Raw genomic sequence first — 13764 nt, 5'->3', positions numbered from 1 at the left:
GTGGATCGGCGACAGTCCTGTGGCGATCCAGGTGCCCGGCGCGGCGGGCAGCTGCCTGGACGTCGCGGGCGGCAAGGAAGCCAATGGCACGCCCGCCGCGGGCTACGCCGCCGTGCACGCGGCCTGGCAGACGCTGCTCGCCACCGACGCCCGCTCCCGGACCCGGCGTGGCCTGGAACGGCTCGTGGTCCGGGCCGAGGTCGCCCTCGCCGCACCGACCGAGGCCGACGCCGGCCGGCTCCGCGCCTGGGCGCACTCCCTGCGCGGCACCGGGCCCGTCCCGCAGGCCGGTCTGCCCCGGGCGGCCGCCGACGAGCTCCTCGGCGTGGACGCGGCCAGGTCCCTCTGGACACGCCTGGGCCCGCTGGCCCCCCTCGCCACGCGTACCGCGCTCGGCTGCGCGCTCGCCGGTTACGCCTCCCTCGCGCTCGGCATCGGACGTCCCTACTGGGCGCTGGTCACCGCCGCCTCGCTGTACCAGGCAAACATCGCGCTGACCTGGAGCCGGGCCGTGCAGCGCGTCGTGGGCAACGTCGTCGGGGTGCTCGTCTTCGCGGCCGTCGTGCCGCTCGCGCACCTGGGCCCGACGGCCCTCGTGCTGTGCTGCCTCGCGTTCAGCTTCGGCGCGGAGCTGCTGATCAGCCGCAACTACTGGCTCGGCAGCGTCTGCGTCACCCCGATGGCCCTGCTCATCACCGAGTTCGCCGGACAGCAGAAGCCGGGCGAGCTGGTGACGGAGCGGGTCGTGGACACCGTCGTCGGCGTCCTCGTCGGCTTCGCCGCGGCCGTGGCCGTCACCAACCGGCGCGCGGGCGACCGGGTCGAACACGCCCTGACCACCGCCGACCGGGCCCGCGAGCGAACCGCCCGCCTCCTGGCCGAGCCGGACGCCGATCCCGCCGCCCTGGACGCCGCCCGTCGCGGTCTCGCCGTCGCCCTGGTCGACCTGCGGGCCACCGCCGACGCCGCGGCCGGTGAATGGTGGCAGCGCGCCCTTCCCCAGGAGCGGGTCGTGCTCACCGAGCAGTCCGGACACCGTACGCTCGCCGCGACGGTACGACGCCAGGGGCTGCTCCCGGACCGGGGCACGGGCACGGAGAACGAGACGGAGGACGTACGGCCATGACGGCGACGGATGGACCATCGCCCACAGGGGGAGCACCGGGGACCGGCCCGGATCCGGTGGCCGGGACCGCACCGGGGACCGGCCCGCTCTCCCCGGCCGGAGGAGAGCGGGTGACGGACGGCCGGGCGGACGCGGCACAAGCGGCGGGAGGCGACCTCGACGGCGGCCGGGAGGCCGACGAAAGGCCTTCGGCCGGTGCTGCGCCTTCGGCTGGTGGGGACCCGGCCGGTGGTGCCTCCGTGACCGGTGAGGGTCGGGACGGTGAGGTCTTCGCGGCTGGTGGGGATCCGGCTGGCGGTGCCTCCGCGGCCGGCGAAGGCCGGGACGACCGGACCTTCGAGACCGGCCGCGATCCGGCCGGTGAGCCCCTCTCCGGCGGGGACGGACCGGCCGGCGTCCGGCGGGGCGACACCGTCGCCTCCGTCGTCGGGCAGTGGCGGACCGTTCACCCCGGGCTCGACACCGGGCCCATGGAGATCATCGGGCGGATCAACCGCTGTGCGGCCCTGCTTCAGCAGGCCGAGGACGCCCCACTGCGCCGGGCCGGTCTCAGCCGCCCCGAGTTCGATCTGCTCGGTGCGCTGCGCCGCACCGGACACGAACTGACGCCGGGGGAGCTGGCCCGGGAGACCTTCTCCTCGGGAGCCGCCGTCACCAAGCGCGTCAAACAGCTGACCGAACGCGGTCTGGTCGAACGCCGTGGCGACAGCCGCGACCGCCGAGTCGCCCACCTCCGCCTCACGGACGCCGGACGTGACCTCGTCGACGCCATCCTGCCCGCCCAGCTCGCCTACGAGGCCGCCGCGCTGTCCGGTATGGACGCCCCCGACCAGGGCGAACTCGCCGCCCTGCTGGGGGCCTTGCTCGGCCAGCTGGAGGGCCGCCTGGGCGGGCTGCGGGTCTGAACCGGGCCGCCCCGGCCCTCCGCCCGCGCGGGCGGAGGGCGCTCAGCCCTCCTCGCCCGCCCGGTACACGCCGAACATCGCCCCCTGTGGATCCCGCAGCACCGCGATACGCGGCCCGTCGGGCACCGAGGTGGGCACCATCAGGACGTCGCCGAACTCCTGGACGACGGCGGTGGTGGCGTCCACGTCCGCCACGGCGAAGTACGGCAGCCAATGAGCCGGCACCTCGGGCGGGAACTTGTCGTCCATCGTCACCATGCCGCCGAAGTCCGCGCCTCCGACGCCCCACTGGGTGTAGCGCTCCGACGGGGCGACGGTCCAGCCGAACACCCGCGTGTAGAAGGCCACGGCCTGCTCCGGATCCCGGGTGTACAGCTCCACCCAGCCCAGTGCGCCGGGCGCGTTGAACAGTCCGGCGCCCGGGAACGTCCCCGCCTGCCACAGCTGGAACACCGCACCGGTCGGGTCCGCGGCCACCGCGAACCGGCCCACGTCGAACACGTCCATCGGGCCGAGCAGCACCGTCCCGCCCGCCTCGGTCACCGCACGAACGCCGGCGTCCGCGTCCGTCACAGCGAACGACACGTTCCACCCGACCGGCTGCGACGGCTGGTACAGCGGGGCGAGCGCGGCCACGGCCGCCTCCCCGAGGTGCGCGACGGTGTAGCCGCCCGCCTCCTGACGCTGATCGGTCTCGGGCCGCCAGCCGAACAGCCTGGTGTAGAACCGCTTGGCCGCCTCCAGATCCGTGGTCCCCAGCTCGGTCCAGCAGGGCCCGCCGGTCACCGGTGCGTCGAGCTTCATGGCGTTCCTTCCGCAGGGACAGCCCCGAGGCATGAGCTACCCCAGCACGCTAAGCCGCGGCCCGTTCCTTCTGCCATCCGGGCAAACCCACTGGTGTGCGGCTCCGGCCGCGACGTACTCTCGGCCCGTACCGCACCGAGTGGCGGCCACCGGCTCCTTCACCCTGCCCGGAGGTTTCCCATGCCCGCGCTCGAGGTGCGGCCCTTCCGCCGAGTCGACCGCGACCAGCTCACCGACCTGGTCAACCTGCACGTGGCGGCCGTCGTCCCCGGCGTCTCCGTCTCCGTGAACACCGTCCTCAGCGACCTGGAGCGGCAGCCCGGCGAGTTCATCACCGACCCCTGGGTGGCCGAGCGCACGACGCTCGTCGCGGAGCAGCGCGACCACGTCGTCGCCGCGGCGCACCTGCTGCGCTACCGAGCCGGCGCCGAGGTCGGCGAGGCCTACCGGGACGCCGCCGGGATCGAGTGGTTCGTGTGCCGTCCGGCGGCATCCTTCTGGCCGGACGCCGACCGGGCCGCGGACCTGCTGATGCGGGCGTGCCTGGCACAGTTCGCCCGCTGGGACGTCCGCGTGAGGTACGCCGACGGCGCGCTGCCCGCGCCCCTCGTGTACGGCCTGCCCCGCAACTGGCCGCACATCCGGGCCGTCTACGAGCGAGCGGGCTTCCGGCACGTCGGGGACACCGAGGTCATCCTGCTCACCCGGGTGGCGGACCTGCCGGAGCCGGACCCCCGGCCGGGCGTGACGGTCGAACGCACGCTGGGGGAGTGCGGCACCCGCTTCACGGCCCGCGCCGACGGGCACCCTCTCGGCTTCGTCGAGATCGACACGGCCCTGGCCCGGCCGGAACGCCACGCTCGCGCCGCCGGCCTGGCCGACGTCGGCAACCTGCATGTCGACCCCGGCCGGAACGGCACGGGCCTCGAGCACTGGCTGCTCGCCCAGGCCGCCGACTGGCTGCGCCTGTGCGGTGTCGACCGGCTCGCCGCCTACGCGTCCCCGGCCGACGGCACCGAGCTGGATCTCCTGACGGGCGCGGGCTTCCGGGAACTGACCCGAACCGACCGGGGCTGGGAGCACCGACCCGGGTGACTCAGATGCCCGGCCGGTAGCGCATCGGGTGGTCCGCCGGGACCTCCACCAGCACGATCGGCGTTCCGTCCGGATCCGCGATCCACATCTCGACCAGCCCCCAAGGTTCCTTCACCGGCGGCCGTACGATCTCCACCCCCTTCGCGAGCAGCTCGTCCTGCGCCGCCGTCACGTCGTCGACCTGGAGCCACAGCCGTGTGGCCGGCGCCGGGGGAGTCTCGGACCGCCCGGAGACCTCGAGGAAGCCGCCGCCGAGGAAGTAGACGGTGCCGCGTTCCGGTCCCGTGCCGAACTCGCGGTAGACGGCGAGGCCGAGTTGGCCGCCGTAGAAGGCCCGGGACCGCTCGGGGTCGGTGGGGCGGAGGAGGATCCGGCTGCTGAGTACATGCACCATGCACCGGAGCCTAGTGGTGGCGCTACTCTCGTCCCTGCCCGAGCCGTGCCAGAAGACGGAGACGTACGCCCATGGACACCACCGCCACCGGACTGACCTTCCGCGACGCCGCCGACGCCGACGTCGAGGAGCTTGTCGTGCTGATCGAGTCGGCGTACCGGGGTGACGCCAGCCGGGCCGGGTGGACCACCGAGGCGGACATTCTCCAGGGACAGCGGACCGACCCGGAGGGCGTGCTGGCCGTCATCAAGTCGCCCGAGAGCAGGCTGCTGATCGTGGAGCGGGAGGGGCGGATCGTCGCGTGCTGCCAGCTCGAGCACCGGGGTGACCACGCCTACTTCGGGATGTTCGCGGTCAGCCCGCGGCTGCAGGGCGCGGGGCTCGGCAAGGTGATCATCGCGGAGGCGGAGCGGCAGGCCCGCGAGACCTGGGGCGTGACGGAGATGCACATGACCGTGATCTCCGTACGCGACGACCTGATCGCCTGGTACGAGCGGCGCGGCTACCGCCGTACGGGACGCATGACTCCGTTCCCGTACGGCGACGACCGCTTCGGCATCCCGCAGCGCGACGACCTGAAGTTCGAACTGCTGGTCAAGGAGCTCGCGTGATCGCTAGGCCGTGAAACGGCCCGTGCGCTTGATGTCCGGGTGGTCGGTGGTCGCGCCGTCCAGACCGAACGCCCGGACGAGCCGCAGATGGTCCTGCGTGTTCACCACCCAGCCGATGATCCGCAGGTCGGCCTTGCGGGCGCGCTCCACGATCTCCAGGGTGAGCCGGCGGATGTTCAGGCAGACGGTCTCGGCGCCGACCGCGACGGCGCGGTCCACGATGTCGGTGCCGTAGCGACTGGCGATCAGCGCCGTGCGCACCCCCGGCACCAGTGGCTTGATCTCGGCGATCGCCTCGTCGTGGAACGAGGACACCTCCACCCGGTCGGCCAGCCCGCGCCGGTTCATGACCTCGGCCAGGGCCCGCGCCGCCTGCGCGTCCTTGATCTCCGCCTGCAGGGGTGACTGAACAGCGTCGAGGACCTCCTCGAAGACCGGCACCCGCTCGCCCCGGCCCGCGTCCAGGGCCCGCAGCTCCGCGAGGGTCTTCTCGGCGATCGGCCCGGTGCCGTCGGTCGTGCGGTCCACCTCCGTGTCGTGCATGACGACGAGCGCGCCGTCCTTGCTCAGGTGCAGGTCGAGTTCGATGGCGTCGAGGCCGGCCTCCTGCGCGGCGACGAAGGACCGGAGGGTGTTCTCGGGCTCCACACCCATGACTCCGCGGTGACCGATGGTGAGGAAGTTCAAGACGCGACTCTCTTCCGTCGACAGGCGGCACTGGGGGCCTGACGGCCCACCTGGACCGTATCGCCTGCGCGCGCCCTGTGCAGAGGGTGAGGGCATGGTCGGCGCGCATCCGGGCAGAAGCATGACGGACAGTAAAAAGTGCGGTGAAGCTCCGGGTGAGGCAGGATAATTTCCTGAGGTTTCCCTTGCTGGGAGGAACCTCGTGTGTATACCGTCAGGGCACGCGAGATTCTCCCGTGGAAGGTGGGACATGACGGAAATTCTTGTGCAGGTGGGTTCGGAGGGCCAGGTTCCTCCCGTGGCCAGGGTGGTGGAGCACCCGGCATGGCCCGTGCTCAAGGATGCCGTGGAGCGGATCAGGCCATGGCAGTCCAAGGACGGGTCGATCGACTTCGACGCCGAGGACGCGCCCGACCCCGCCGAAGCCGAGCTCGCCGTCCGCCGGGCCGCCGACGCGGTCCTGGAGCTCTCGGCGCTGCTCCCGCACGACCGCGCCTACCACGAGGCCCTGGTCAAGGACCTCGGACGGTGGGCCGACAGCGGCTTCCAGGTGCCCGACTTCCTCGACTCGCTGCTGGCCTTCCAGCCCGCCGCGCACCGCGCGGACGGCCTCCAGCACCTGGTCGTCTTCCCGATGTACACGCAGAACGGCAACCCGGACCGCAACCTGGAAGCGGTCGTGCTGCGCATGGTCTGGCCGCAGTGGCTGGCCGAACTCGAGCGCACCCGTTATGACAACCCTCTGTTCTGCGGCATCAAGTTCGAGGACTTCACGGCCGGCTACGACACCAACTCGGCCGTCCTCTTCCCCGAGACCATCGCCGTGCGCGAGGCCCCTGCGCGGTTCAGCTGGGGCGGCATCTTCTGCGACCGCGAGGCCGCGCGCTTCCGCCGCGTGACCGAGGCCGCCGTCGACATCCTCGGCCTGGAGCTGCCCGAGGACGTCGCCGCGATGGTCCACGACCAGAAGCGCTGCGAGGAGGCGTTCGTGCTGTGGGACATGGTCCACGACCGCACCCACAGCCACGGTGACCTCCCCTTCGACCCGTTCATGATCAAGCAGCGCCAGCCGTTCTGGATGTACGGCCTGGAGGAGCTGCGCTGTGACCTCACCGCCTTCAGGGAGGCCGTGAAGCTTGCCGCCGACGGCGTCCCGCAGGCCCGTGACGTGCAGGTCGCGGTCCTCTTCGACCGCATGTTCCGCTTCCCGGTCACCGGCGAGCGCGTGCGCAACTACGACGGCCTCGGCGGCCAGCTCCTCTTCGCCTACCTGCACAAGCACGACGTCGTCCGCTGGACCGACAACAAGCTGACCATCGACTGGGAGCGCGCTCCGCAGATCACCAACCAGCTCTGCGCGGAGATCGAGCAGCTGTACCGCGACGGCATCGACCGCCCCAAGCTGGTCCACTGGTTCGCCGGCTACGAACTCGTCTCCACCTACCTCGCCCCGCACCCGGGCTCCAAGTGGGCCAAGGGCCCCGACGCCCTGGACCTGACACAGCCGCCCCGGAAACTCGTCGATGACGTGCTTCCGGACGAGTTTCCGCTGAGCATGTTCTATGAGGCACTGTCCAAGAAGCTGAAGAACGTGATCGCCTCGACCAAGGGCATCACGGCGGACGGCGCCGAGCGGATCGCCGCGTGAGCGGCGGAGTCTTCCGCGGAACCGAGAACACTGCTCAGGAGGCGAAGAAGATGGCGGGGAACGGAGCTCTCAGCGGTGCGGTGATCGCGGTGGCCGGTGCGGGCGGGCCCGCCGGCCGGGCGGCGCTGCTGCGGCTGGCCGAGGCGGGGGCGACGGTCGCCGCCGCCGACAACGACCCCGAGCGGCTCGCGGAGGCCGTCGACGCGGCCCGGTACGCCTCGGGCGGCGCGACCGTCACCGGCGAACCGGTCGATCTGCTGGACCTTCAGTCGACCCGTGACTGGGCCGCTCACATCGAGAAGGAGTTCGGCCGCGTCGACGGCCTGGTCCACCTCGTCGGCGGCTGGCGCGGCAGCGAGACCTTCATCAAGACGAGCCTCGACGACTGGGACTTCCTGGAGCTGCTGCTCATCCGCACCGTGCAGCACACCTCGCTGGCCTTCTACGAGGGCCTCCAGCGCAGCGACCGCGGGCGCTACGTGCTGATCAGCGCCGCCGGCGCCTCGAAGCCGACGGCCGGCAACGCCTCGTACGCCGCCGCCAAGGCAGCCGCCGAGGCGTGGACGCTCGCCCTGGCCGACGCCTTCCGCAAGGCCGGGGGCGCCGAGGGCCCGACGTCCGCCGCTGCGATCCTGGTGGTGAAGGCACTGGTGCACGACGCGATGCGCGCCGACCGCCCCAACGCGAAGTTCGCGGGCTTCACCGATGTCAAGGACCTGGCCGAGGCCATCACCGAGGTCTGGGACAAATCCGCCGCCGAAGTGAACGGAAAACGTCTGTGGCTCACCGAGAAGCCGTGAACCCGCCGAAGACCGACGCCCGTCGCCATCACGACCCCGAAGTCCGCGGATTCGCCAGCGACAACTACGCCGGGGCCCACCCGGAGGTACTCGCCGCGCTGGCCCTGGCCAACGGCGGGCACCAGGTCTCGTACGGGGAGGACGCGTACACCGACCACCTCCAGGACCTCGTCCGCAGCCACTTCGGCCCCACGGCCGAGGCGTTCCCGGTGTTCAACGGCACCGGTGCCAACGTCGTCGCCCTCCAGGCGATCACCGACCGCTGGGGCGCGGTGATCTGCGCCGAGAGCGCGCACATCAACGTGGACGAGTGCGGGGCGCCCGAGCGGGTCGGCGGTCTGAAACTGCTCACCGTGCCCACCCCCGACGGCAAGCTGACGCCCGAGCTGATCGACCGGCAGGCGTACGGCTGGGACGACGAGCACCGCGCCATGCCGCAGGTCGTCTCCTTCGCCCAGGCCACCGAGCTCGGCACGGTCTACACACAGGACGAGATACGCACCCTGTGCGAGCACGCGCACGCGCACGGCATGAAGGTGCACCTCGACGGCTCCCGGCTGGCCAACGCCGCCGCCACCCTGAACGTCCCGATGCGGACGCTCACCAACGCGGCCGGCGTCGACATCCTCTCCCTGGGCGGCACCAAGAACGGCGCCCTGTTCGGCGAGGCGGTTGTGGTGATCAACCAGGACGCCGTGCGGCACATGAAGCACCTGCGCAAGCTGTCCATGCAGCTCGCCTCCAAGATGCGCTTCGTGTCGGTGCAGTTCGAGGCGCTGCTCGCCCGCGACCTGTGGCTGCGCAACGCCCGGCACGCCAACGAGATGGCCCAGCGCCTCGCCGAGGGCGTGCGGGCCGTGCACGGGGTGGAGATCCTCTACCCCGTGCAGGCCAACGCGGTGTTCGCCCGTCTGCCGCACGACGTGACCGAGCGTCTGCAGAAGCGGTTCCGCTTCTACTTCTGGGACGAGGCGGCGGGCGACGTCCGGTGGATGTGCGCCTTCGACACGACCGAGGAGGACGTGGACGCCTTCGTGGCGGCGCTCAAGGAGGAGATGGCCCGCTAGGCGTACTGCCCTGGAGCGCTGTTCACCGATTGACGACGATCTCCGTCCTGTTGTTGCGCAGGTTCGGGTCGAACTTCCTGATGGACAGCTCGGGGTCGTCGTTGAGCGTCTCGACGGTGGTGCGCGCACCGCGCACCACCCGGTCGATCCGCAACGGGATCCCGAAGGTGTACGACGCCTTGTCGTGCAGGTAAATCGGCGTCTTGCAGAAGACGGTGGGGCCGGAGTCCTCCGGCTGCTGCCAGCACTCCTCTTCCGGCAGATCGAGGACCGTCGTGCCCTGCGGCGCCCGGAACCTCACCGTGGCCACGGCCGCTCCGGCACCCAGCGACGCCACCCAGGCCGGACCGCGGTTGTGCACGGTGACCCGAGCGGTCACCGTGTCACCGGCGGCCCCGCTCACCCGGCTGCCGGTGAGCTTCAGGTCGGCGGTGTTCCTGGCGTCGAGGATGACGGTCCCGTAGTTGTCCTGCGGGTCGAGATCGGGCTCGGCGGCCGCGACCCTGGCGGCGGCCACGGGGCGCAGGTCCAGCTCGGCGCCCGTCCCCCGGGTCCACGTCCAGTCGCCGCGGGCCTCCTCCAGCGCCTCGTCCGAATACGGCTGCACGGAGTGGTCGAACCGTTCGTACAGCGCCTCCCGTCCGACGTCGAGGCCGGTGCTCAGTGCGTACCGCTGTCCCGGCGCCACCGGCTCGTCCACTACGCAGAGGGCGGACGTACCGGTGTCGTGCTCCCGGTACTCGCAGTTCGCGTGCCGCTCCCTGAGGCGCAGCCCGTACGAGGCGTAGAGCGTCACCAGGGTGCGTTCCGCGGTGCGGTTGCCGCTGTTGGACAGCGTCGCCCGCACACCGGTCCGCGTGCCCGGCGTGAGCCCCCGCTGGTCCTCGGCCCGGCTGAGCCCGAGGTCCGGCCCGTTGCCCACACCGACCCGGGTCTCTCCCGGGTGGGACGTCAGCCCTCCGGCGACGGCCGCATAGCGCACGTACCCCGAGGCGCTGACGTCCGCTCCCTGCAGCGCGCGCAGCTCGAACTCGGCGGCCGGGACGCTCTCCGTCCCGGCGGGCATCTCCGGGAAGTCGCAGACCGCCTCGATCTCCGACTCCGGCCGGCAGTTCGCGGGCCATGACACCCGGGCGAACGAGGCGATCTCACTCACGTCGACGGTCAGCCGCCCGGCCGGCACCCTGCCCGCGGCGACGTCGCGGCTGACCTGCACGGACAGGGTGCGCGCAGGTCCGGCGCCGTCCCCGTCCGCGCCGGGCAGCACCGTCTCGTACGGCGCGCTGATCCACAGCTGGTTCTCCACGGCGTACGCGGGCCCGGCCCCGGCTCCGGTGGCCGCCAGGGCACAGCAGACGAGCGCGGCGCCGAGCAGGCGGTGTGGGTCCTTCATCGTTTCCCCCTTGTCACAGATCTGCGCAGGACGAGACCCGTGGCCGGAAGGAAGGGTTGTGGGCGAGCCCGGGGTTGCGGCGGTGTTCAGCCGTTCTTCCCAGTCGCCGCGGTGATGCATAAATATGTGGTGAGCGGTAAATTGATTGACGGAGGTCACCCGTCTCTCTACGCTCTTCCTGTATGCAGCTGATCCAGGAAACCCCTGACCTGTCCGCCTATTTGGTCGCTGACGAGGCCATCGACCATCACCATGCGCTGGTACGCGAGACGGCTGCCAGACTCGCCGACGGCGTGGCGAACTCGTATGAGTATGCGCGGGTGGCGTTCGAGTTCGTGCGCGACACCATCCCGCACTCACAGGACTCCGGCGATCTCCGTGTCACCTGGCGTGCCTCCGACGTCCTGGAGCAGCGCACGGGCATCTGCTACGCCAAGGCCCACGCACTGGCCGCGCTGCTGCGGGCCGAGGACATTCCGACCGCGTTGTGCTACCAGCAGCTGGACGTGGTGCACGGGCTGGTGGCGGTGCGGTTCAACGGTGCGTGGCACCGGCAGGATCCCCGGGGCAACAAGCCGGGCGTGGACGCGCAGTTCTCGCTGGCCGGCGAGCGGCTCGCCTTCACACCTGATCCGTTGTCAGGCGAGTCGGACTGCCCGGTGCTGCACGCCGCACCGCACCCGGCCGTGCTCGACACCCTCAAAGCGGCACGCGACCGGCCGCATCTGTGGCGGACGCTCCCCACCGCGCTCTGAGGCAGTGCCGGGTCAGTGCGCCTCGGCCGCCTTCACCTGCTCCGGCGTCGGTGCCGTGCCGCCGAGGTGGGCCGGCATCCACCAGGTGTCGTCCGGGCCCTTCGGGCGCACGGGGTAGGCACGCTGGGCGGCTTCGAGGAGTTCCTGGACACGCTCGCGCAGTTGGCGGGTGATGGCGCCCGCGTACTTGTCGCGGGAGGCTTCGATCGCCTCGCCGACGCGGATCGTGATGGGGATGTGGCTGCGCTTGAAGTTGCGCGGGTGCCCCTTGGTCCACAGCCGCTGCGTGCCCCACACGGCCATCGGGATCAGCGGGACGCCCGCCTCCTGTGCCAGGCGCGCGGCACCCGATTTGAAGCTCTTCAGCGTGAACGACTGCGAGATCGTCGCTTCCGGGAAGACCCCGACGATCTCACCCGACCGCAGCGAGTCCAGGGCGTGCGCGTAGGCCGCCTCGCCCTGCTTGCGGTCCACCGGGATGTGCTTCATACCGCGCATCAGCGGGCCGGAGATCTTGTGCCGGAAGACGGACTCCTTCGCCATGAACCGCACGAGACGTTTCTGCGGCAGCGCGGCCAGGCCGTCGAAGACGAAGTCCAGGTAGCTGATGTGATTGCTCACCAGCACGGCGCCGCCCGAGCGCGGGATGTTCTCCGAACCCTGACAGTCGATCTTGAGGTCCCACACCTTGAACAGCGTGCGGGCGAAACCGACGACGGGACGGTAGACGAGCTCTGCCATGGGCGGGTCGGACCCTTCCTGCTCTGCCTGGGAAGGGATTCCCAGCGACGAAGTTACGCAGCCGTAGGTTTACGGCTTGTCGCAGATCGTGCCCGAAGAACGGCCGGGTAGCCAGTCCTCGTGCCCGCGCGTGAGGAGATTCTCGTCACGTCATCACCCGGATCCCACCTCGGGCTTTTACGGCTCCATTACTCCGCGCGTACCGCCACTCGCCGCACGAGCAGGTACAACTCGCAGCCCAGGCAGTACCCGAACGCCGCGTTCAGGAAGGCGGCCGCGAGCGCGGCGCCGGTCGCCGCGAGTCCCAGCCAGGCCGGCCCCAGCGTGAGGCCGACGAGGCCGAGTCCGGCGAAAAGCAGACCCACCGCCTGGGCGAAACGGGGCGGTTCGGGCGCCTCGAACTCGGTCGGCGGCCCGAGCCGCGGCCGTACGGCCTTGCTGAACAGCAGGCCGTACGGTGACCGGCTCACCCCGCCCGCGGCGCCCAGCAGGAACGCCAGCGTCTGCCAGGCCAGCAGCCACGCGCTGCCCGTGACCAGAACGGCCGCCAGGACGACGGTCGTCACGGTGGCGCCGAATCGTGGCCCTCTTGCGTCGATGTCCATGGAAGCAAGCATTCCGCAACATGGCCCCGTTGCGCGGCCGGGAATCTTTGCGGTCTCGTGAACGCTTGCACGGAGTGATGACCGGACTGGTGGTGTGCGTGGTGGTGCTCGCGGCGGCGAGCGCCTACGGAGTGCTGCAACGGCGGCGGAGCGGGAGAGTGCGGGTGCGCGGGCGGGACGACGGCAAGCGGCTCGATGCGGCGGAGCTGGGCACGGAACTCGGTGAGCGGGCCACGCTCGTTCAGTTCTCCAGTGCGTTCTGCGCGCCCTGCCGGGCGACCCGGCGCGTGCTCGGCGAGGTCGCCGGCATGGTCCCCGGTGTGGCTCACGTCGAGATCGACGCCGAGGCCCACCTGGACCTCGTGCGCCGGCTGGACATCCTCAAGACCCCGACGGTGCTGGTCCTCGACGCCGGCGGCCGGGTGGTGCGGCGGGCCACCGGACAGCCGCGCAAGGCCGATGTGATCGCCGCGCTGGGGGAGGCGGTGTGAGCGAGGTGACGCGGCCGGTGAGTCATCTCCCACATCACGGAACGAACTTGACTGCGCGTACCATTTATCGTCAGCCTGACCCCATGCCTTCGGACCTTCTCGCCACGACCGACCTCCTGCGCTCGGTCTTCCGGCGGCATGCGGCGGGGGTCGCCGTGATCACCGCGCAGGGTGCCGCGGGTCCGGTGGGCTTCACCGCGACGTCGCTCAGCTCCGTCTCAGCCGAGCCGCCACTGCTGTCCTTCGGGGTCGGCACCGGCTCCTCCAGCTGGCCGGCGATCGCCGCCACCGACCATGTCGGCATCCACATACTGGGGGAGCACCAGCAAGAGCTGGCCGCGACCTTCGCCCGCAGCGGAGCCGACCGCTTCGCGGTGCCCACCCGGTGGCGCGAGGGGCCTCAAGGTGTCCCCGTGCTCGACGGTGTGATCGCCTGGCTGGTGGGCCGGATCGTCGCGCGGGTGCCCGCCGGTGACCATCGGATCGTGATCGCGGAGGTCGTGCACGGCGACCCCACGGGCAGCGGTCGGCCGCTCCTCTACCACCAGGGACGTTTCCGTCGCCTGGGTGACTGAGCCGGGCGCCTCCCCGGGCTGCGGGACCGTCGAGTTCCGGTTACGCTGCGTTGCGAAGGTCACAGTT

Annotated in this window: 16 protein-coding genes; 10 read left to right on the top strand and 6 right to left on the bottom strand. The window is 71.4% G+C overall.

Annotated features, from left to right (window positions below; translation table 11 throughout):
- Together ABZ016_RS16475 and ABZ016_RS16470 are read left to right on the top strand one after the other, a co-directional pair.
- Window positions 1-1126 (top strand): FUSC family protein (locus ABZ016_RS16475; RefSeq protein WP_356917304.1); only part of this gene is annotated, 1126 nt, incomplete at its 5' end.
- A 239-nt stretch (window positions 1127-1365) separates the two neighbouring features.
- Complete coding sequence (locus ABZ016_RS16470; protein ID WP_356917303.1) at window positions 1366-2031, top strand: MarR family transcriptional regulator; 666 nt, start codon at window positions 1366-1368, stop codon at window positions 2029-2031.
- A gap of 42 nt (window positions 2032-2073) precedes the next feature.
- Here ABZ016_RS16470 and ABZ016_RS16465 read toward each other — a convergent pair whose 3' ends face one another.
- A complete protein-coding gene (locus ABZ016_RS16465; protein ID WP_356917302.1) occupies window positions 2074-2835 on the bottom strand; it encodes a VOC family protein in 762 nt (253 codons plus the stop codon).
- Window positions 2836-3015: 180 nt separating this feature from the next.
- Here ABZ016_RS16465 and ABZ016_RS16460 point away from each other — a divergent pair, with 180 nt between their 5' ends.
- Entirely contained in the window at window positions 3016-3930 is a 915-nt protein-coding gene (locus ABZ016_RS16460; RefSeq protein ID WP_356917301.1) for an N-acetyltransferase, read from the top strand.
- Between the two features lies 1 nt (window position 3931).
- Here the strand turns inward: ABZ016_RS16460 and ABZ016_RS16455 are convergent, their stop codons facing one another.
- Window positions 3932-4324 carry a VOC family protein gene (locus tag ABZ016_RS16455; protein WP_356917300.1) on the bottom strand — a complete coding sequence of 131 codons (393 nt, stop codon included), beginning with the start codon at window positions 4322-4324 and terminating at the stop codon, window positions 3932-3934.
- 71 nt (window positions 4325-4395) lie between these two features.
- On the opposite strand from ABZ016_RS16455, the gene ABZ016_RS16450 reads away from it, so the two are divergent.
- On the top strand, window positions 4396-4935 hold the full coding sequence (locus ABZ016_RS16450) for a GNAT family N-acetyltransferase (protein ID WP_356917299.1): 540 nt from the start codon (window positions 4396-4398) through the stop codon (window positions 4933-4935).
- Between the two features lie 3 nt (window positions 4936-4938).
- On the opposite strand, the gene ABZ016_RS16445 is transcribed toward ABZ016_RS16450, so the two are convergent.
- Window positions 4939-5622, bottom strand: a complete 684-nt coding sequence (locus ABZ016_RS16445) for a glycerophosphodiester phosphodiesterase family protein (RefSeq protein WP_356917298.1) — start codon at window positions 5620-5622, stop codon at window positions 4939-4941.
- A gap of 250 nt (window positions 5623-5872) precedes the next feature.
- Here ABZ016_RS16445 and ABZ016_RS16440 point away from each other — a divergent pair, with 250 nt between their 5' ends.
- The 3 genes from ABZ016_RS16440 to ABZ016_RS16430 are packed head-to-tail and all read left to right on the top strand — an operon-like array spanning window position 5873 to window position 9137.
- Complete coding sequence (locus ABZ016_RS16440) at window positions 5873-7270, top strand: DUF6421 family protein (RefSeq protein ID WP_356917297.1); 1398 nt, start codon at window positions 5873-5875, stop codon at window positions 7268-7270.
- 50 nt (window positions 7271-7320) lie between these two features.
- The gene (locus tag ABZ016_RS16435; RefSeq protein ID WP_356917296.1) at window positions 7321-8070 is read left to right on the top strand and encodes an SDR family NAD(P)-dependent oxidoreductase; all 750 of its coding nucleotides are present in this window, start codon (window positions 7321-7323) and stop codon (window positions 8068-8070) included.
- Window positions 8067-9137, top strand: a complete 1071-nt coding sequence (locus ABZ016_RS16430; protein ID WP_356917295.1) for a low specificity L-threonine aldolase — start codon at window positions 8067-8069, stop codon at window positions 9135-9137. Before ABZ016_RS16435 ends, ABZ016_RS16430 begins: the two co-directional genes overlap by 4 nt.
- A 22-nt stretch (window positions 9138-9159) precedes the next feature.
- Here ABZ016_RS16430 and ABZ016_RS16425 read toward each other — a convergent pair whose 3' ends face one another.
- Window positions 9160-10530 carry a hypothetical protein gene (locus ABZ016_RS16425; RefSeq protein WP_356917294.1) on the bottom strand — a complete coding sequence of 457 codons (1371 nt, stop codon included), beginning with the start codon at window positions 10528-10530 and terminating at the stop codon, window positions 9160-9162.
- A 182-nt stretch (window positions 10531-10712) separates the two neighbouring features.
- Here ABZ016_RS16425 and ABZ016_RS16420 point away from each other — a divergent pair, with 182 nt between their 5' ends.
- On the top strand, window positions 10713-11285 hold the full coding sequence (locus ABZ016_RS16420) for a transglutaminase domain-containing protein (RefSeq protein ID WP_356917293.1): 573 nt from the start codon (window positions 10713-10715) through the stop codon (window positions 11283-11285).
- A gap of 12 nt (window positions 11286-11297) precedes the next feature.
- On the opposite strand, the gene ABZ016_RS16415 is transcribed toward ABZ016_RS16420, so the two are convergent.
- Window positions 11298-12026 (bottom strand): lysophospholipid acyltransferase family protein, encoded by a 729-nt coding sequence (locus ABZ016_RS16415; RefSeq protein WP_356917292.1) that lies wholly within the window; start codon window positions 12024-12026, stop codon window positions 11298-11300.
- A 188-nt stretch (window positions 12027-12214) separates the two neighbouring features.
- The gene (locus tag ABZ016_RS16410) at window positions 12215-12631 is read right to left on the bottom strand and encodes a DUF4395 domain-containing protein (RefSeq protein ID WP_356917291.1); all 417 of its coding nucleotides are present in this window, start codon (window positions 12629-12631) and stop codon (window positions 12215-12217) included.
- A gap of 77 nt (window positions 12632-12708) precedes the next feature.
- Here ABZ016_RS16410 and ABZ016_RS16405 point away from each other — a divergent pair, with 77 nt between their 5' ends.
- Together ABZ016_RS16405 and ABZ016_RS16400 are read left to right on the top strand one after the other, a co-directional pair.
- Window positions 12709-13122, top strand: coding sequence for a thioredoxin family protein (locus ABZ016_RS16405; RefSeq protein WP_356917290.1), 414 nt, complete (start codon window positions 12709-12711; stop codon window positions 13120-13122).
- A gap of 83 nt (window positions 13123-13205) precedes the next feature.
- On the top strand, window positions 13206-13697 hold the full coding sequence (locus tag ABZ016_RS16400) for a flavin reductase family protein (RefSeq protein WP_356917289.1): 492 nt from the start codon (window positions 13206-13208) through the stop codon (window positions 13695-13697).
- The last annotated feature ends 67 nt before the right edge of the window (window positions 13698-13764 follow it).

Source organism: Streptomyces sp. NPDC006372, assembly GCF_040612515.1.
Taxonomy (GTDB): domain Bacteria; phylum Actinomycetota; class Actinomycetes; order Streptomycetales; family Streptomycetaceae; genus Streptomyces.
This window is presented reverse-complemented; position numbering and strand designations above follow the sequence as displayed.

Excerpts from the sequence above, each read along its gene's own strand:
- ABZ016_RS16400 (WP_356917289.1), top strand. The coding sequence starts at position 13,206 with ATGCCTTCGGACCTTCTCGCCACGACCGACCTCCTGCGCTCGGTCTTC.
- ABZ016_RS16460 (WP_356917301.1), top strand. The coding sequence starts at position 3,016 with ATGCCCGCGCTCGAGGTGCGGCCCTTCCGCCGAGTCGACCGCGACCAG.
- ABZ016_RS16440 (WP_356917297.1), top strand. The coding sequence starts at position 5,873 with ATGACGGAAATTCTTGTGCAGGTGGGTTCGGAGGGCCAGGTTCCTCCC.
- ABZ016_RS16435 (WP_356917296.1), top strand. The coding sequence starts at position 7,321 with ATGGCGGGGAACGGAGCTCTCAGCGGTGCGGTGATCGCGGTGGCCGGT.
- ABZ016_RS16425 (WP_356917294.1), bottom strand. The coding sequence starts at position 10,530 with ATGAAGGACCCACACCGCCTGCTCGGCGCCGCGCTCGTCTGCTGTGCC.
- ABZ016_RS16405 (WP_356917290.1), top strand. The coding sequence starts at position 12,709 with ATGACCGGACTGGTGGTGTGCGTGGTGGTGCTCGCGGCGGCGAGCGCC.
- ABZ016_RS16420 (WP_356917293.1), top strand. The coding sequence starts at position 10,713 with ATGCAGCTGATCCAGGAAACCCCTGACCTGTCCGCCTATTTGGTCGCT.
- ABZ016_RS16465 (WP_356917302.1), bottom strand. The coding sequence starts at position 2,835 with ATGAAGCTCGACGCACCGGTGACCGGCGGGCCCTGCTGGACCGAGCTG.
- ABZ016_RS16415 (WP_356917292.1), bottom strand. The coding sequence starts at position 12,026 with ATGGCAGAGCTCGTCTACCGTCCCGTCGTCGGTTTCGCCCGCACGCTG.
- ABZ016_RS16450 (WP_356917299.1), top strand. The coding sequence starts at position 4,396 with ATGGACACCACCGCCACCGGACTGACCTTCCGCGACGCCGCCGACGCC.
- ABZ016_RS16455 (WP_356917300.1), bottom strand. The coding sequence starts at position 4,324 with ATGGTGCATGTACTCAGCAGCCGGATCCTCCTCCGCCCCACCGACCCC.
- ABZ016_RS16410 (WP_356917291.1), bottom strand. The coding sequence starts at position 12,631 with ATGGACATCGACGCAAGAGGGCCACGATTCGGCGCCACCGTGACGACC.